The following is a 17909-nucleotide window of genomic DNA, read 5'->3' as shown; positions in this document are numbered from 1 at the left end:
CGGCGCCTTCGGCCCTCCTCGGCGGAGGACGAGCCGGAGGCGAAGGACGACCCGCGCTCAGCCCTGCGCGGCCAGCCAGGCGGCGCAGCCGGTCAGGGCGGCATAGTCGTCCTCGACCACGGTCACCGAGAAATCCTTGACCAGCAGGTCGACCCGCCGGTCCTCGCGGAAGCTCTGCGCCAGGCCGAAGCGGGCGAAGGCGGCGGTCATCGCCCGGGCCATGCCGCCGATCAGGTGGATGCCGCCGTAGGGAAGGTGGATCAGCGCGAGGTCGGCCAGGGTCTGGCCCAGGATGCGGGTATAAAGCCGGGCGGCATGGACGGCGACCGGATCGCCCGCCTCCAGCGCCGCCAGCACCTCGGCCGAGGTCAGCGTGGCCGGCGCCCCGGCCTCGGCCGCGGCGAAGGCGTGCAGGTTGGCGAGACCGCGGCCGGACAGCACCTCCTCCACCCCGCAATGGGGAACCTCGCCCTGCGCGGCCAGCAGCGCCTCGACGAAGCGCAGCAGCCGCAGGTCCTCTTCCGAGCGGACCGGCATGTTGACATGGCCGCATTCCGAGGGCGGCACGATCCGCCCGGCGCCGGCGCCATGCACCGGCGCGGCATTGACGCCGGTGCCGAGGCCGACCACCAGCATCGCGGCGCCCGGCACTGCGGGGCCCTCGATCAGCACCCGCAGCCGGTCGGCCGGGATATGGCCGAGCGCATGGCCCTGCGCCTGCAGGTCGTTCAGGATGGCGACGTTCCGCGCCCCGGTGGCGGCGGAGAGGAGGGCCGCGTCCATGGTCCAGTCGAGGTTGGTCATCGTCGCCACCCCGTCCTGCACCGGGCCGGCGGCGGCGACGCAGACGCCGGAGACCGCCTCGCCGCAGGTGGAGAGATAGTCGCGCAGGATATGGCCGATGTCCTGCCCGCGCGCCTTGTAATCGGCATTGGGGAAGCGGCGGATGGTCTCGGCCAGCACGGTCTCGCCGCGGGCCAGGGCGACGCGGGTGTTGGTGCCGCCGATGTCGGCAAGGATGGCAAGGGTCATCTGTCTGCCTCGCGGTCGTTGCGGGCGATGGCCCGGGCCAGCGCGTGATAGGAGGATTTCGGGGTCCGCTTCAAGCTGGCGAAATCGACATGGACCAGGCCGAAGCGCTTGTCGTAGCCCTCGGCCCATTCGTAATTGTCCAGGAGCGACCAGTAGAAGAAGCCCCGGACATTGGCGCCTGCCGCGATGGCCTCGCGGGTTGCGGCGAGATGGGCGAACAGGAAATCCTCGCGGATAGCGTCGGTTACGGCGTTGTCTTCAACCGTGTCGGCGTTGGCCATGCCGTTCTCGGTGACGTAGAGCGGCAGGTCGCCGGTGTAGTCGCGCGACAGCCGCAGCAGGAAGCCCTTCAGCCCCTCGGGGTAGATTTCCCAGCCCATCTGGGTTTTGGGCAGCGGACCGGGAACCTCTCGCGTCGAGGGCCAGGGCGCCTCCGGCGCGGCGGCGTGCAGGTGGCGGGTGTAGTAATTCACCCCCAGCCAGTCGAGGGGCTGGCCGATGGTCGCCATGTCCTCTTGCCAGCCTTCGGGCAGATGCGGGGCAAGCCCCAGCATCGCCTCGGCCGGGTAGGCCTGCCGGGTGATGGCCTCGATGAACCAGCGGTTGAAGATAGCGTCCTGTCGGGCGGCGGCGGCCAGGTCCTCGGGCGCGTCGGAGGCCGGGGTGGCGTGGTCGAAGTTCAGCACGATGCCGAGCGGGGCCTTGGTGATCCCGCGCAGCCGCTCCAGCCCCAGTCCATGCGCCAAGAGGATATGGTGCATGGCCCGGGCGGCGGCGCGGATGTCGCGCAGGCCGGGGGCATGGGCGCCGAGGAAATGGGAGAGCCAGGCCACGCACCAGGGCTCGTTGATCGTGGCGATAGAGGCCACCCGGTCGCCGAGGCGGCGGGTGATCGCTTCGGCATAATCGGCGAAGCGGTGGCAGGTGTCGCGGTTGGCCCATCCGCCGCGATCGGCCAGCGCCGAGGGCAGGTCCCAGTGGTAGAGGGTCTGGAACGGGCGCAAGCCGCGTTCCAGCATCCCGTCCACCAGCCGGTCGTAGAAATCCATCCCCTCGGGGTTCACCGTCACGCCATCCGGCATCACCCGCGGCCAGGAGGTGGAGAAGCGGTAGGCGTCGAAGCCGGCCGCGGCCATCAGGTCCAGGTCCTCGGGCCAGCGGTGGTAATGGTCGCAGGCGGTGCTGCCGTCCTCGGCCCGCACCACGTTGCCGGGCGTGGCGGCGAAGCTGTCCCAATGCGAGGGGCCGCAGGTGCCGAAGCTTGTGCCCTCGATCTGGTAGGCGGCGGTCGCGGCGCCGAACAGGAAACCCTCGGGGAAATCGAAGCGCGAGAGCCGGGTCATCGCGGCGCGGGTCCGGTGGGCGCGGGTCCCGTAGATTGGCCGATGATCAGGTCGGCCTCCAGCAGGCGGTGCGGCGGCTCTTGCCCGGGGGCGGCGATCAGGCCGAGCAGCATCTCGGCGGCGATCCGTCCCGCCTCGCGCACCGAAGACCGAGTGGCGGTGTAGATCGGCACGTCCTCGCCGTTCTTCATGTAGGAAAGGTCGTCGTCGTGGATGATCACGCTGACATCGCGGCCCATGACCAGCCCGCGCTCCTCGATGGCGCGGCGGACGCCCATGCCGGAGATCATCGAGGAGGCTAGGAAGGCGGTCGGCGGGTCCGGCTGCGCCAGCATCCGCGCGCCGATGCGGTGGCCGGAGATCTCGGTCATCTCCTCGGAGGTCATCAGCGCCGGATCGGGGGCGATGCCGCGGGCCGCCAGCGCGTCGAGATAGCCGGTGCGGCGGCGGATGGCGAAATCCATGAACTCCAGCCCGTTGACCAGCGCGATGCGGCGGTGGCCGAGGTCCAGCAGGAACTCGGTCGCGCGCTGGAAGGCGCGGCGGTTGTTCACGTCGACCCAGGCGTAGGGCGTGGCGGAGCCGGTGGAGCGGCCATGGACCACGAAGGGCAGGCCGATCTCGCGCAGGAGCGGGATGCGCGGGTCGTCCAGACGCGGGGCGTGCAGGATCACCCCGTCGACGTTGCCCTTCGACCGCAGGGTCCGGTAGGTGGTTTCCTCGTCGGCGTCGGAGACCACCGACAGCACCATGTCGTAGTCGTTGCGGGAGTAGGTCTCGCCCGCGCCGGCGATGAAATCGGCGAACACCGGGTTGACGATCTCGTGCCGCGTCGCCAGCGGGATGACATGGCCGACCGCCATGGCGCGCCCCGTCGCCAGCCTTATGGCGCGGGTGTTCGGGCGGTAGTTGTGGCGCTTGGCGGCGGCCATGACGCGGGCGCGGGTGGTCTCGTTCACCTCCGGGTAGCCGTTCAGCGCCCGGCTCACGGTCGTGGGCGACAGGCCCAGCCTCAAGGCGAGTTCCTTCAGGTTCATTGGGGATGGGCTGCCAAAACGGTTTCAACTGCGACATCCTTACCCAGCGGTCCGGGGCAGGTCAAAGAGAAAGACCGCGGCCCTGCAAGCGCAGGTTGCAGAATCGGCCCGCAATCAGGCAGGATTTGCAGGGGGCGCGGCCGGGGACGGCGATCCGCCGCCCGCGCTTTTATTTGACAGAGGTCACGGGATCGGCAACTGTGCGCCATCCAAAGCGGTTTGAATCCGATTCTGCGCCGGATCGCAGGACGGCCGGGCCGCGGGAGCAAAAGAACGCCCGGCCGGAAGAACGGCGGGCATGTCGGGAGGAAGACCATGAGGATGAAACTCGCCGTCAGCGCGGCGGTGCTGGCGCTGGCCGCCGGCGGCGCCTTCGCGCAGGAGCTGAAATTCCCGGTGGGCGAAGGCGCCTTCAACTGGGACAGCTTCAAGGCCTTCGACGAGGCGCACAACCTGGACGGCCAGACGCTGACGATCTTCGGGCCCTGGCGGGGCGAGGACCAGGTGCTGGCGGAATCGGTGCTGGCCTATTTCGCCGCGGCGACCGGGGTGACGGTCAACTATTCCTCCTCCGAGAACTACGAGCAGCAGATCGTCATCGACACCGAGGCGGGCAGCCCGCCCGACGTGGCGATCCTGCCACAGCCCGGGCTGATCGCCGATCTGGTGCGCAAGGGCTTCGTCACGCCTCTGGGCGAAGAGACGCAAGCCTGGCTGGCCGAGAACTATGCCGCCGGCGACAGCTGGGTCGGCCTCGGCTCCTATGCCGGGGCGGACGGGACGAAGGCGCTTTACGCCTTTCCCTACAAGATCGACGTGAAATCGCTGGTCTGGTATGTGCCCGAGAACTTCGAGGATGCCGGCTACGAGGTCCCCGAGACGCTGGAGGACCTGAAGGCGCTGACCGAGCAGATCGTGGCCGACGGCGGCACGCCCTGGTGCATCGGCCTCGGCTCGGGCGGTGCGACCGGCTGGCCGGCGACCGACTGGGTGGAAGACATGATGCTGCGCACCCAGCCGCCCGAAGCCTACGACCAGTGGACCACCAACGAGCTGGCCTTCAACAGCCCCGAGGTGGTGGGCGCCATCGAGGAGTTCGGCTGGTTCGCCAAGAACGACGCCTTCGTCGCCGGCGGCTCGGCCGCCGTCGCCTCCACCGACTTCCGCGACAGCCCGAAGGGCCTGTTTGCCTCGCCGCCGCAGTGCTACATGCACCATCAGGCCAGCTTCATCCCGTCCTTCTTCCCCGAAGGCACGGTGGTGGGCCAGGACGCCGATTTCTTCTACATGCCCGCCTATGCCGGCAAGGACCTCGGCAAGCCGGTGCTCGGCGCCGGGACGCTGGCCTTCATCACCAAGGATACGGAAGCCAGCCGCGCCTTCATCGAATTCCTGAAGACCCCGATCGCGCATGAGGTCTGGATGGCGCAGACCGGCTTCCTGACGCCGATGAAGACGGTGAACGCCGATCTCTACGGCGACCCGACGCTGAAGAAGATGGGCGAAATCCTGCTGAACTCCACCACCTTCCGCTTCGATGGCTCCGACCTGATGCCGGGCGCGGTGGGGGCGGGCACCTTCTGGACCGGCATGGTCGATTACGTCGGCGGCAAGTCGGCGCAAGAGGTGGCCGACGCGATCCAGGCCAGCTGGCCGAAGTGACCCTGCGGCCCGGGGGCAGCCTGCGCCCGGGCCTTTCCGCAAGAGGGTTCACAAGAAAAGGGGGAGGGGAAGATGCATCCTGCAATGCAGGCCTTGTTCGTCATTGTCGTCGGCGTGGGCGGATGCGTGGGCTATTTCTATGCCTCGAACCTGATCCTCGACAGGGTGATCTTCCCGCCCCGCGGGCCGGATGCCGGGCGCAACATCAACCGCGCCAATGCCGTCAGGCCCTGGCTGTTCCTGCTGCCGGCGCTGGTGGCGCTGAGCCTTTACCTCGCCTATCCGGTCTTCGCCACGCTCTGGCTGTCCCTGAAGGACACCAACGGCAGCGGCGGCTTCGTCTGGTTCGAGAACTACCGGCTGATGTTCGCCGAGCCGAAATTCGGCGAGTCGCTGCGCAACAACATGCTGTGGCTGATCGTGGTGCCGGCGGCGGCGACCGGCTTCGGCCTTCTGGCGGCGCAGCTGACCGACCGCATCCGCTGGGGCAACATCGCCAAGTCGCTGATCTTCATGCCGATGGCGATCTCCTTCGTCGGCGCCTCGGTGATCTTCAAGCTGATCTACGACGCCCGCGACGCCGGGGTGCCGCAGATCGGCCTTCTCAACGCGGTCTGGATGCGGTTCGAGGGCGGGATCGGGTCGTTCCTGATCCTGCGGCTCTTGCCGGGGCTGCTGGTGGCGGCGCTGCTGCTGGCCTTCGTCTATGCCGCCTGGTCGGCGATCCGCCCGGTGCTGCAAGGCCGGGCGAAAGGCTGGGCGCTGGCCGGGCGCATCCTCGGCGCGGTGGTCGCGGCGGGGCTGGCGGTGGAGATGGCGATCTGGCTGAAGGGGATGGTCTTCAACGACCTGCCCTACGGCACGCCGCAAGTGTGGCTGCAGAAACCGTTCTGGAATTCGTTCTTCCTGATGGCGGTTCTGGTCTGGATCCAGACCGGCTTTGCCATGGTGATCCTGTCGGCCGCCCTGCGCGGCGTGCCGGAGGAGACGGTGGAGGCGGCGATCCTGGACGGCGCCAACCCGTTCCAGATCTTCTTCCGCATCAAGGTGCCGCAGATCATGGGCACCATCGTCGTGGTCTGGACCACCATCACCATCACCGTGCTGAAGGTCTTCGACATCGTGCTGGCGATGACCAACGGCCAGTGGGAGACCCAGGTCCTGGCCAATTACATGTATGACAAGCTGTTCCGCGCGCTCGACTGGGGCATGGGCTCGGCCGCGGCCATGGTGATCATGGCGCTGGTGACGCCGATCCTGGTCTGGAACGTCTGGAACGCCCGCAAGGAGATGCGGTGATGGACTCGATTGCGGGAAAGAAACCCGCCCTGATCTGGGCCGTGCATCTGTCGGTGATCGCGCTGGTGCTGCTGTGGGTGGTGCCGACCTTCGGTCTCTTGGTGTCGTCCTTCCGCACCGGCGACCAGATCAGCGGCTCCGGCTGGTGGCAGGCGCTGTCGACGCAGGAGCAACAGCTGTCGCCGATCCGCGTGGCGGGGGAGGAGGCCGAAAGGGACGGCGCCTTCGTCATCGAGGGCACGCTCTTCCCGAAGGGCGGCACCACGGTCAGCGCCTGGGGCACCAGTTCGCGCGAGCCGGAGGCCCATGCGCCCGGCGACACCGCCGATCTGGGCGAGGGCGTCAGCCTGACGGTGCAGGCGGACGGCGGTTTCGTGCTGACCTCTCCGGCCTCGACCAGGGACATGCGGCTGCCGCGGGTCTTCACCACCGCCTCCACCCCGCCGGAGTTCACGACGGAGAATTACAGCAACGTCATCTCCAGTCCGATGGCCGGGCAGTCCATCGGCCAGGCCTTCCTGAACACGCTGACGGTGGCGATCCCGGCGACGATCATCCCGATCCTGGTCGCCGCCTTCGCCGCCTATGCGCTGGCCTGGATGGATTTCCCCGGCCGGGCGCTGCTGGTGGCCTTCATCGTCGGCCTTCTGGTGGTGCCGCTGCAACTGGCGCTGATCCCGCTGCTGCAGTTCCACAACTGGATCGGCATCGGCAAGGGCTACCTAGGCATCTGGATGGCCCATACCGGCTTCGGCCTGCCGCTGGCGATCTATCTCCTGCGCAACTACATGGTCGGCCTGCCGCGCGACATCATCGAGAATGCCAAGGTCGACGGCGCCACCGACTTCCAGATCTTCGTCAAGATCATCCTGCCGCTGTCCTTCCCGGCGCTGGCCAGCTTCGCCATCTTCCAGTTCCTCTGGACCTGGAACGACCTTCTGGTGGCGCTGGTCTTCCTCGGCACCGGCAACGACCAGCAGGTGCTGACCGGCAACCTGGTGAACCTGATGGGGAGCCGCGGCGGCGACTGGGAGATCCTGTCGGCCTCGGCCTTCGTCTCCATCGCGGTGCCGCTGGTGGTGTTCTTCTCGATGCAGCGGTTCCTGGTGCGCGGGCTGCTGGCCGGTTCCGTCAAGTGAGAGAGCAATGACCCTGAAGAAAGACCCGGACTGGTGGCGCGGCGCGGTGATCTACCAGATCTATCCCCGCAGCTTCCAGGACAGCAACGGCGACGGCATCGGCGACCTGCCGGGGATCACCCAGCGGCTGGACCATGTCGCGGCCCTCGGCGCCGATGCGATCTGGATCAGCCCGTTCTTCCGCAGCCCGATGAAGGACTTCGGCTACGATGTCAGCGATTATTGCGACGTCGACCCGATGTTCGGGACGCTGGCCGATTTCGACGCGCTGGTGGCCCGGGCGCATGACCTCGGCCTCAGGGTGATGATCGACCTGGTGCTGTCGCACACCTCGGACCTGCATCCGTGGTTTGCCGAAAGCCGGCGGTCGCGGCAGGGGCCGAAGTCGGACTGGTATGTCTGGGCCGATCCCAAGCCCGACGGCACCCCGCCCACCAACTGGCTGTCGATCTTCGGCGGCTCGGCCTGGCAATGGGACGCCCGGCGCGAGCAGTATTACCTGCACAACTTCCTGACCAGCCAGCCCGACCTGAACTTCCACAACCCGGAGGTTCAGGAGGCGCTGCTGGATGCGACGCGGTTCTGGCTGGAGCGCGGGGTGGATGGGTTCCGGCTGGACACGATCAATTTCTACTTCCACGACAGATACTTGCGCGACAATCCTGCATTGCCGCCCGAAGACCGCAACGACCGCACAGCGCCGAAGGTGAACCCCTACAACCACCAGATGCACCTTTTCGACAAGAGCAGGCCGGAGAACCTTGAATTCCTGCAGAAATTCCGTGCGGTGCTTGCGCCCTACGGGGCAGCGGCGGTGGGAGAGGTCGGCGATTCCGAACGCGGCTTGCAGATCATGGCCGAATACACCTCGGGCGGCGACAAGGTGCAGATGTGCTACCCGTTCGAGCTGCTGCAACCCGCCCGGGTGACCGCCGCCGAACTGAAGACCACCTTCGACCAGCTGGCGGCCGAGGCCCCCGATGCCTGGCCCTGCTGGAGCTATTCCAACCACGACACCGTCCGCCACATCACCCGCTGGGGTCTGGATGACCGGGCGGTGCGCTGCTACCTGATGCTGCTCCTTGCCCTGCGCGGCTCGGTCTGCCTCTACCAGGGCGAGGAGCTGGGGCTGCCCGAGGCCGAGATCGCCTTCGAGGAGTTGCAGGACCCCTATGGCATCGAGTTCTGGCCCGAGTTCAAGGGCCGCGACGGCGCCCGCACCCCGATGGTCTGGCAGACCGACAATGCGCAGGGCGGCTTCAGCAGCGCGGCGAAATGCTGGCTGCCGGTGACGGCGCCGCATCTGGCGCTGTCGGTCGCGGCGCAGGCCGGCCGGGCGGAAAGCCTGCTGGAATACTACCGCGCCGCGCTGGCCTTCCGCCGGGCGCATCCGCTGCTGGCCGGCGGGGAAATGTCGCCGGTGACGGCGGAGGGCGATGTCGCCAGCTTCCTGCGCCAAGGCGAGGGGCGGCTCTTCTGCGCCTTCAACCTCGGCCCCGCGGAGGCGCGGGTCGCGGTGCCGCCGGGCAACTGGCGGGCATTGGCGCAGGATCTGGGCGGTGCCGCCCCGGAGGGCGGCAGCGCGATGCTGCCCGGCTGGGGCTTTGTCATTCTCGGAGAGGGGTAATCCATGGCCGATCTGAAACTCACCGGCGTCGAGAAGGCCTATGGCGAGGTCAAGGTCCTGAAGAACATCGACCTCGACATCAGGACCGGGGAACTGATCGTCTTCGTCGGCCCCTCCGGCTGCGGCAAGTCCACGCTTCTAAGGATGATCGCCGGGCTGGAGAAGATCACCGCGGGCGAATTCACCATCGACGGGGTGCGGATGAACGACGTGCCGCCGGCGCAGCGCGGCATCGCCATGGTGTTCCAGTCCTACGCGCTCTACCCCCACATGACGGTGCGCGAGAACATGAGTTTCGCGCTGCGGATCGCCAAGAAGCCGCAGAAGGAGATCGACGCGGCGGTGGAGCGGGCGGCGAAGATCCTGCAGCTGACGCCCTATCTCGACCGGCTGCCCAAGGCGCTGTCGGGCGGCCAGCGGCAGCGGGTGGCGATCGGGCGGTCGATCGTGCGCGACCCGAAGGTCTATCTCTTCGACGAGCCGCTCTCCAACCTCGACGCCGCGCTGCGGGTGGCGACGCGGATCGAGATCGCCCAGTTGAAGGAAGCGATGCCGAATTCCACCATGATCTATGTGACCCATGACCAGGTGGAGGCGATGACGCTGGCCAGCCGGATCGTGGTGCTGACGGTCGGGCAGGGCATCGGCCAGGTCGGCACGCCGCTGGAACTGTATGAGCGGCCGCAGAACGAATTCGTGGCGCAGTTCATCGGCAGCCCGGCGATGAACCTGCTGCCGGGCGAGGTGGTGGAGACGGGGGCCGAGACTCTGGTGCGGCTGGACGCGGGCGGCACGGCGCGCTCGGCGGTGCCGACGCAGGCGGCGGACAAGGGGCTGAAGGTGAATGTCGGCGTCCGGCCGGAGGATTTCGTGCCGACCGAAGGCGAGCCGATCTTTTCCGGCAAGGTGGAGATCACGGAGGCGCTCGGCGAGGTGACGCAACTTTACTTCGAGAAGGGTGGCCGCGAGATGCCGGTGATCGCCAAGCTGCCGGGCATCCACCCGCAACTGCGCCACAGCGAGGTGAAGCTGACCGCCGATCCGGGGAAGGTGCATCTCTTCTCGGGCGGGCGGTCGCTGCTTTACCGCTGAGCCCCGGAAATCGCGCGATTTCCGGGGGCGATTTCCGCGCGGAAATCGCCTGTCACTTGCCGCGCGCGTGGAAGATGAAGCCGAGGAAGTTCAGCAGCACCTGCGCCGCCAGGATCGCGGTCGAGCCGGAGTGATCGTAGTCCGGTGCCACTTCCACCAGGTCCACCCCGACGATCTCGTGGTCCTTCGCCACGCCCTGCAGGATCTCCAGCACTTCGTAATAGAGGAAGCCGCCGTGCGAGGGCGTGCCGGTGCCCGGGGCGATGGAGGGGCAGAAGCCGTCGATGTCGATGGTGACGTAGAGCCGCGCGCCCTTCGGAATCCGCGCCAGCACCCCGTCGCGGCCGAGCTTGCGCACCTGACGGACCGACAGGATGTCGTCGCCCATGGCGCGGGCGGCGTCGTAGCCGTCCTTCGCCGTGGACGACACGTTACGGATGCCGAGCGCGGTGATCCCGGTCACATAGTCCTTTTCCGCCGCCCGGCGCATCGGGTTGCCGTGGCCGTGGCGCACCCCATGACGGACATCGACGAAATCCAGGTGCGCGTCGATCTGCAGGATATGAATCGGCCCGCGGCCTTGATACGCCCGGATGCAGGGGATGTTGACCGAATGGTCGCCCCCCAGCACCACCGGCAGCGCGCCGGCGTCGAGGATGGCGCGGACGCCTGCCTCGATATTGGCGTGGCTGGTCTCGGTGTCGGTATGGACGATGTCGGCATCGCCGATGTCGACGATGGTCACGTCCGAGCCGAGATAGGTGCAGTCGTCCTCGTGGTCGTAGGCGCCGGCATGGCCGAAGGAGAACAGGGTGGAGGCCTCGCGGATCGCCCGCGGCCCGAAGCGGGCGCCGGCGCGGAACTGGGTGCCGAAGTCGAAGGGGGCGCCGAGGATGCAGGCATCGGCCTTGATCGCCGACCAGTCGCCCACATAGGGCTTCTTGCCGAAGGTGGAGATCCCGACGAAGGGCAGGTTCAGCCGCCCCGATTCATAGCCATGGCCCGACATGCATATCCTCCGCTGAATGCGGCGACACAGTGGCCGCGGGCGGCGGAAAGGGCAAGAGGCCGGGCAGCGCCCCGGCCAGCCGCAGGGCGGCGGCGGGCAGGGGGCCGGGCGCATGGGCCAGCACCAGCGCCTCGGTCCCGGCATCCAGGATCGGGCGGATCGCCAGCGGCCGGCCGTCTGGGGCGGCGTCGGGCAGCGGCCGGCTGTAGCCGAGGCCGATGCCGAAGCCGTTGGCGGCGAAGCTGCGCATCAGTTCGGCGCTGGCGGGGCGATGCGCGATGCGGGGCACCAGGCCGCGGGCGGCGAAGAGGCTGCGGAAATGCGCGAGGCTGAGCGCCTGGTCGGTCAGGATCAGCGGCGCGCCGGCCAGGTCCTGCAGGGTCAGCGCCGGCAGGGCGGCCAGCGGATGCTCCGGCGGCAGCACGGCATGGGGGGCGATGCGGGCCAGCACCCGGCGCGGGCAATCCGGCGGCAGGCCGAGGTCCCAGGTCAGCGCCAGGTCGATGCGGCCTTCGGCCAGCGCCGTGGAGAGGGTCTCGAAACTCATCACCTGCGGGTCGATGGCGAGGCCGGGAAGGTCGGCGCCGGCGCGGGCCAGCACCGGGGCCAGCAGCATCGGCGCAAGGTCGTGGAAGACGGCCAGCCGCACTGGCGCCTCGGCCCCCTCGCCCTGCATCAGCCGGGTCAGGGCGGCCAGCTGCGCCTCTGCCGCCTGCAGCCAGCCGCGGCCGAAGGCGGTGGGGGCGATGCCCCCCGCGCGGCGCAGGAACAGCGGTCGGCCGAGGTGCGCCTCCAGCTGGCGGATGCCGACCGACAGCGCCGGCTGGCTGACGTTCAGCGCCTGCGCCGCCGCGGTCATGCCGCCGTGGCGGGCGACGGCGGTGGCGTATTCCAGCTGGCGCAGGGTGACGGATAGCATAAGGCTATGGATAGCATTGCAAACGATTATTGGAAACTATCCGCGGCGCATGGGATGAAGGCCCGGCGAACAGGAGGAGGCTGCGATGGCGGTTCGGGTGACGGAAGAGATGAAGCGGGCCTACCGGGAGGACGGGGCCGTCTTCGTCAAGGGGCTTTTCGCCGATTGGGTCGATACCCTGCGCGAAGGCGTCGAGAAGAACATGGCGGCGCCGACCTTCCAGATGGTGACGATGAAGCCGGGCGAGAAGGGCCGGTTCTTCGACGATTACTGCAACTGGCAGAAGGTGCCCGAGTTCGAGCGGGCGATCTTCGGCTCCGACGCCGGGCGGGTGGCGGCGGAGCTGATGGGGTCCGGGAAGGTGCAGATCTTCCACGACCATGTGCTGGTGAAGGAGCCGGGGACCAACAAGCCGACGCCCTGGCACTCGGACGGGCCCTATTACTTCGTGGACGGCCGGCAGACGATCAGCTTCTGGGTGCCCTTGGACCCGGTGAAGGAGGCGTCCCTGCGCTGCGTGGCGGGCAGCCATCTCTGGGAGAAGGAGGTGATGCCGACCCGCTGGCTGTCGGAGGCGAATTTCTATCCCGGCGATCACGACTACATGGCCGTCCCGGATCCCGAGGCCGAGGGGATGCGGATCCTGGAATGGCAGATGGAGCCCGGGGATGCGGTGGCCTTCAACTACCGCACCCTGCACGGGGCGCGCGGCAACACCTCGGAGAACCGCCGGCGGGCGTTTTCCTTGCGGCTGGTGGGCGACGATGCCCGCTATGTCGAGCGGCCGGGCCCGACCTCGCCACCCTTCCCGGGGCATGGGATGAAGCCGGGGGAGCGGCTGCGGGAGGACTGGTTCCCGGTGATCCACGGCTAAGGGGAGCGGGCTTGCCCCCCATCGAGGGGGGCTGCGCCCGCGTTGCCACGGAAGGGCGGGGAGGGCGGTTCTGTCGTCCTCATGTCGTGCCCTTGGCTAGCCCCGGAGGGGTTTGCACCCCTCCACGCGACCACGGTCGCTCGAACCAATGGCGCAACCATGGTCGCACCCCGCAGGAGATTCGGGCCAAGGTGAAGGCGGCAGGAAAGAAGCAGGGCCGGGGCCTGCGGCGCTGCTGTCGCTTGCGGGCCGGGGCGGGGCGTGGTTCGCTGGCGGCAAGGAGAAGCGCCATGCCGCAAGAGCCCGCCCGGTTCCGCCCGAAATCCTATCCGCCGCCCGAATTCCCGCCGCGGCGGGTGCCGCGCTTCGCCAGGGTGCCGCCGGCGGTGTTCCCGCCGATCCTCGGCGCCATCGGGCTGGTGCTGGCGCTACGCCGCGGGCTGGCGGCGCTGCAACTGCCGCCGGCTCCGGCGGATTTCCTGGCCGGGCTGGTGCTGGCACTGTGGGCCTTCGCCGCCTTCGCCTATGCGGCGAAGCTGGCCCGGCGGCCCGGCGTGCTGTGGGAGGACCTGCGGGTGCTGCCCGGCCGGGCCGGTCTGGCCTCGGCCACCGCCGGGGCGCTGGCGCTGGCGGCGCTGCTGGTGCCGTTTTCGCCCGGCGCGGCGCGGGTCATGCTGATCGGCGGCCTTGTCCTGCACGGCGCGCTGGCGCTGGCGGTGCTGGTCGCGCTGGCCCGGATGCCGGCCGAGGCGCGGGGGGTCACGCCGGTCTGGCATCTGAGCTTCGTCGGCTTCATCATCGGCGGGCTGGCGGCGGTGCCTCTGGGGTATCCCGTGCTGGCGCAGGGCCTGTTCTGGGCCACGCTGCCGGTAGCGGCGGCGATCTGGGGGATCAGCCTCGCACAACTGGCGCGCCGGGTGCCACCGGCGCCGCTGCGGCCGCTGCTGGCGATCCATATCGCGCCGGCGGCGCTGTTCGCGCTGGTGGCGGGGATGCTGGGGCAGGGCAGGCTGTCGGCGGGCTTCGCGGTGCTGGGGCTGGTTCTGCTGGCCGCGCTGCTGGCGGCCGGGCGGTGGGTGGCGGAGAGCGGGTTTTCCCCGCTCTGGGGCGCCTTCACCTTTCCGCTGGCGGCGCTGGCCTCGGCGCTGCTGGCACAGGACGGGGTGCTGCTCTGGGCCGGGATCGCCGTGCTGGCGGCGGCGGTCGGCTTCGTGCCTTATGTGCTGTGGCAGGTGCTGAAGCTCTGGCCCGGCGGCAGGCTGGCGGCGAAGACAAACGCGGCGGAGGCGTGAAGCCTCCTCCTTCGCCTTCGGCTTCTCGTCGGGCGACGAGGGACGAAGTCCCCGAGGAGCCGGTCAGATCATCCCGACCCAGGCCCGGGCGATCGCCAGCCCATGGGCATCGGCGGCCAGGCCGAGGCTCGCCGCCTCTTCCTCGAAGCGCCAGCCGGGCTTTGCCGCCTCGATCAGCGGGCCGAAGGCGCTGCGCCAGTCGCGGACCACGGCGCGGTTGGCCTCGAAATGGAACTGGGTGGCATAGGTCGCCCGGCCGATGCGGAAGCCCTGCTGCGCGGCGGCGGGCGAGGTCGCCAGCTGCACCGCCCCCTCCGGCAGGGTGAAGGTGTCGGAATGCCACTGGTAGATCGGGAAGCTGCCGGGCAGGGCGGCGAACAGCGGGTCCGCCGCGCCCTCCGCGGTCAGCGTCACCTCGCACCAGCCGAATTCCGGCGCGGCGCCGAGGATGTTCTTCGCCCCGAAGGCCCGCGCCATCAGCTGCGCGCCGAGACAGATGCCGAGCACCGCACGATCCGCCGCCGTATAGTCGGCCATCAGCTGCGCCAGGCGGGGAAGATACGGATGCGTATGGTCGTCCAGCGCCGACTGCTCGCCGCCGAAGACCACCAGCGCATCGGCCTCCACCTTCTCCGGCAGCGGCTGGCCCGTCCAGGGCTTGTAAAGCTCCACCCGCGCCCCCGCCTCGTGCAGCGCCACGCCGACCTGGCCGTGGCTGGTGGCGGCGGTGTTCTCGACGATGGCGACGCGCATGTCCTGCCTCCTGCGTTCCGGCCGCCCAATCTGCACGGAAGGGCGGCGGGCGCAACCCCGGGTCCGCGGGATTCCGGCTTGCCATTCGGCAGCGCCCGTGAAACAGGGAACCGCCAAACGATCCTGCCATGGAGACCCCGATGGAGATTCGAGAGGCCCTCACTTTCGACGACGTGCTGCTGGTTCCCGCCGCCTCCTCGGTGCTGCCCTCGGATGCCGACACCTCGACCCGCGTCACCGCTTCGATCCGCATGAACATCCCGCTCCTGTCCTCGGCGATGGACACGGTGACCGAGGCGCGGATGGCCATCGCCATGGCGCAGGCGGGGGGGATCGGGGTGATCCACCGCAACCTCGACCCCGAGGCGCAGGCGACCGAGGTGCGGCGGGTCAAGCGCTTCGAGTCGGGCGTGGTCTACAAGCCGATCACCCTGACCCCGGACCAGACGCTGGCCGATGCCAAGCTGTTGATGGAGCGCTACAATATCACCGGCTTCCCGGTGGTGGACGGGCAGGGGCGCGTCCTCGGCATCGTCACCAACCGCGACATGCGCTTCGCCTCGGACGACCGCACGCCGGTCAGCGTGATGATGACCGCCGACAACCTGGCGGTGCTGCGCGAGCCGGTGGACCGGGCGCAGGCGATTTCCCTGATGAAGGCGCGGCGGATCGAGAAGCTGCTGGTGACCGACGGAGCGGGCAAGCTGACCGGCCTCCTGACGCTGAAGGACACCGAGAAATCGGTGCTGAACCCCAATGCCTGCAAGGACGAATTGGGCCGGCTGCGGGTCGCCGCCGCCTCGACCGTGGGCGATGCCGGGTTCGAGCGCAGCCAGGCGCTGATCGACGCCGGGGTGGACCTGGTGGTGATCGACACCGCGCATGGCCATTCCGAGGGCGTCGCCATCGCGGTGGAACGGATCAAGAAGCTGTCGAACACCGTGCAGGTGGTGGCCGGCAACGTCGCCACCGCCGAGGCGACCCGGGCGCTGATCGGCGCCGGGGCGGATGCGGTGAAGGTGGGGATCGGCCCGGGGTCGATCTGCACCACGCGGATCGTCGCCGGCGTCGGCGTGCCGCAACTGACGGCGATCATGGATGCGGCCGGCGCGGCGGGCGACACGCCCGTCATCGCCGACGGCGGCATCAAGTATTCCGGCGATTTCGCCAAGGCCATCGCCGCCGGCGCCTCCTGTGCCATGGTCGGCAGCGCCATCGCCGGGACCGACGAAAGCCCGGGCGAGGTCATCCTCTGGCAGGGGCGGTCTTTCAAGGCCTATCGCGGCATGGGGTCCCTGGGCGCCATGGCCCGCGGCTCGGCCGACCGCTATTTCCAGAAGGACGCGGCCTCGGACAAGCTGGTGCCGGAAGGGATCGAGGGCCAGGTGCCCTACAAGGGCTCCGCCGCCGCCGTCATCCACCAGATGGTCGGCGGGCTGCGCGCCGCCATGGGCTATACCGGCAACCGCACGGTCGAGGAGATGCGGACGAAGTGCAGCTTCGTGCGGATCACCGGGGCGGGGCTGAAGGAAAGCCACGTCCATGACGTGCAGATCACCCGCGAAAGCCCGAACTACCGGGGGCTGTGATGACCCCCGCGGCGCGGGCGGCCGCAGCCATCGCCGCGCTGGACCGGATTCTGGCCGGTGAGCCGGCCGAGAAGGTGCTGACCCTCTGGGGCCGGGCCGCGCGCTATGCCGGCTCGGGTGACCGGGCGGCGGTGCGCGACGTGGTCTACGACTGCCTGCGCTGCCTGCGGTCTTTCGCCGCGCTCGGCGGCGGGACGACCGGGCGCGGGCTGGTGCTCGGGGCTGCGCGGGCGGCCGGGGCGGAGGCGCTGTGGTTCGACGGCTCGCCCCACGGGCCTGCCGTTGCCGACGAGCAGGGGCGGCACCCCGAGGGGCTGGAGGCGCTGGATTGCCCCGACTGGCTGGCGCCGCGGTTGCAGGCTTCCCTGGGGGCGGATTTCGCCCCGGTGATGCAGGCGCTGCGCCGCCGCGCTCCGGTGTTCCTGCGGGTCAATGCGGCCAAGGCAACTGTTGCGGAAGCCATCGCGGCGCTGGCGGCGGAGGGGATATCCGCACAGCCGCATCCCTTGTCGAGCTTCGCACTGGAAGTGACGGCGAACGCAAGGAAAATCCAGCATACGCAGGCCTATGGCGAGGGGCTGGTGGAGTTGCAGGACGCCGCCTCGCAGGCGGTGGCCGAGGCGGTGCCGCTGACCCCGGAGGCGAAGGTGCTGGACCTCTGCGCCGGCGGCGGCGGCAAGACGCTGGCGCTGGCGGCCCGGGCACCGCTCCGGCTCTACGCCCACGACGCCAACCCGCGCCGGATGGCCGACCTGCCCGCCCGCGCCGCCCGGGCCGGCGCGAAAGTGACGATCACGGAAAACCCGGAGAAAACAGCGCCCTATGACGTGATCCTCGCGGATGTGCCCTGTTCCGGCTCCGGCAGCTGGCGCCGCGACCCCGAGGGGAAATGGGCGCTGACGGAGGACCGGCTGCAGGCGCTGCTGGCGCTTCAGGCCGAAATCCTCGACCGCGCCGCCCGGCTCTGCGCCCCTGGCGGCACGGTCGCCTATGCCACCTGCTCGCTTTTGCGCGAGGAGAACGAGGATCAGGCCGCCGCCTTCCTGGCCCGCAACCCCGGCTGGCGGCTGATCGACAGCCGCCGCTTCACCCCGCTGGAGGGCGGCGACGGCTTCGGCCTTGCGCTTCTGGCGCGGGATTGATCCGGGTTTCAAACAACTTGTGGATGTTTTCCGGCCGCAGTTAAGTCCTGATTAACCGCTTGCATCTCCTATGGACCGGCGGAGACCCGAATCCGCGGCG

The 17909-nt window shown here is 69.3% G+C and carries 15 protein-coding genes; 9 read left to right on the top strand and 6 right to left on the bottom strand.

Going from position 1 to position 17909, the window contains the following annotated elements; genetic code table 11:
* Positions 1-57: 57 nt before the first annotated feature.
* The 3 genes from G5B31_RS17290 to G5B31_RS17280 are packed head-to-tail and all read right to left on the bottom strand — an operon-like array spanning position 58 to position 3412.
* Positions 58-1032: an ROK family protein gene (locus tag G5B31_RS17290; protein WP_165019463.1), complete on the bottom strand. Its 975-nt coding sequence runs from the start codon at positions 1030-1032 to the stop codon at positions 58-60.
* On the bottom strand, positions 1029-2375 hold the full coding sequence (locus G5B31_RS17285) for a GH1 family beta-glucosidase (RefSeq protein WP_165019462.1): 1347 nt from the start codon (positions 2373-2375) through the stop codon (positions 1029-1031). The genes G5B31_RS17290 and G5B31_RS17285 overlap by 4 nt, the downstream gene beginning before the upstream one ends.
* Positions 2372-3412 carry a LacI family DNA-binding transcriptional regulator gene (locus G5B31_RS17280; RefSeq protein WP_165019461.1) on the bottom strand — a complete coding sequence of 347 codons (1041 nt, stop codon included), beginning with the start codon at positions 3410-3412 and terminating at the stop codon, positions 2372-2374. Before G5B31_RS17280 ends, G5B31_RS17285 begins: the two co-directional genes overlap by 4 nt.
* A 315-nt stretch (positions 3413-3727) precedes the next feature.
* Between G5B31_RS17280 and G5B31_RS17275 the strand changes: the two genes are divergently transcribed.
* From G5B31_RS17275 to G5B31_RS17255, 5 genes are all read left to right on the top strand, one after another.
* Positions 3728-5074 (top strand): ABC transporter substrate-binding protein, encoded by a 1347-nt coding sequence (locus tag G5B31_RS17275; protein ID WP_165019460.1) that lies wholly within the window; start codon positions 3728-3730, stop codon positions 5072-5074.
* Positions 5075-5146: 72 nt separating this feature from the next.
* Positions 5147-6373 (top strand): carbohydrate ABC transporter permease, encoded by a 1227-nt coding sequence (locus G5B31_RS17270; protein WP_165019459.1) that lies wholly within the window; start codon positions 5147-5149, stop codon positions 6371-6373.
* Positions 6373-7512, top strand: a complete 1140-nt coding sequence (locus G5B31_RS17265) for a carbohydrate ABC transporter permease (protein ID WP_165019458.1) — start codon at positions 6373-6375, stop codon at positions 7510-7512. Before G5B31_RS17270 ends, G5B31_RS17265 begins: the two co-directional genes overlap by 1 nt.
* A 7-nt stretch (positions 7513-7519) precedes the next feature.
* On the top strand, positions 7520-9139 hold the full coding sequence (locus G5B31_RS17260) for an alpha-amylase family glycosyl hydrolase (protein ID WP_165019457.1): 1620 nt from the start codon (positions 7520-7522) through the stop codon (positions 9137-9139).
* A 3-nt stretch (positions 9140-9142) separates the two neighbouring features.
* The gene (locus G5B31_RS17255) at positions 9143-10231 is read left to right on the top strand and encodes an ABC transporter ATP-binding protein (RefSeq protein ID WP_165019456.1); all 1089 of its coding nucleotides are present in this window, start codon (positions 9143-9145) and stop codon (positions 10229-10231) included.
* Positions 10232-10283: 52 nt separating this feature from the next.
* Here G5B31_RS17255 and speB read toward each other — a convergent pair whose 3' ends face one another.
* Positions 10284-11240, bottom strand: coding sequence for an agmatinase (gene speB / locus G5B31_RS17250; protein WP_165019455.1), 957 nt, complete (start codon positions 11238-11240; stop codon positions 10284-10286).
* A complete protein-coding gene (locus G5B31_RS17245; RefSeq protein ID WP_165019454.1) occupies positions 11221-12159 on the bottom strand; it encodes a LysR family transcriptional regulator in 939 nt (312 codons plus the stop codon). The genes speB and G5B31_RS17245 overlap by 20 nt, the downstream gene beginning before the upstream one ends.
* Positions 12160-12244: 85 nt before the next feature.
* On the opposite strand from G5B31_RS17245, the gene G5B31_RS17240 reads away from it, so the two are divergent.
* Together G5B31_RS17240 and G5B31_RS17235 are read left to right on the top strand one after the other, a co-directional pair.
* The gene (locus G5B31_RS17240; RefSeq protein ID WP_165019453.1) at positions 12245-13033 is read left to right on the top strand and encodes a phytanoyl-CoA dioxygenase family protein; all 789 of its coding nucleotides are present in this window, start codon (positions 12245-12247) and stop codon (positions 13031-13033) included.
* Between the two features lie 290 nt (positions 13034-13323).
* Positions 13324-14325: a tellurium resistance protein gene (locus tag G5B31_RS17235; RefSeq protein ID WP_165019452.1), complete on the top strand. Its 1002-nt coding sequence runs from the start codon at positions 13324-13326 to the stop codon at positions 14323-14325.
* A gap of 63 nt (positions 14326-14388) precedes the next feature.
* On the opposite strand, the gene G5B31_RS17230 is transcribed toward G5B31_RS17235, so the two are convergent.
* The gene (locus G5B31_RS17230) at positions 14389-15078 is read right to left on the bottom strand and encodes a type 1 glutamine amidotransferase (RefSeq protein ID WP_165019451.1); all 690 of its coding nucleotides are present in this window, start codon (positions 15076-15078) and stop codon (positions 14389-14391) included.
* Positions 15079-15218: 140 nt separating this feature from the next.
* Between G5B31_RS17230 and guaB the strand changes: the two genes are divergently transcribed.
* The gene (gene guaB, locus G5B31_RS17225; RefSeq protein ID WP_165019450.1) at positions 15219-16667 is read left to right on the top strand and encodes an IMP dehydrogenase; all 1449 of its coding nucleotides are present in this window, start codon (positions 15219-15221) and stop codon (positions 16665-16667) included.
* Positions 16667-17809, top strand: coding sequence for an RsmB/NOP family class I SAM-dependent RNA methyltransferase (locus G5B31_RS17220; RefSeq protein ID WP_165019449.1), 1143 nt, complete (start codon positions 16667-16669; stop codon positions 17807-17809). The genes guaB and G5B31_RS17220 overlap by 1 nt, the downstream gene beginning before the upstream one ends.
* Positions 17810-17909: the final 100 nt, after the last annotated feature.

It is taken from the genome of Rhodobacter sp. SGA-6-6, from assembly GCF_011043545.1.
GTDB lineage: Bacteria > Pseudomonadota > Alphaproteobacteria > Rhodobacterales > Rhodobacteraceae > Pseudogemmobacter.
The sequence above is the reverse complement of the archived record's forward strand: the minus strand, read 5'-3'. Positions and strand labels throughout refer to the sequence as shown.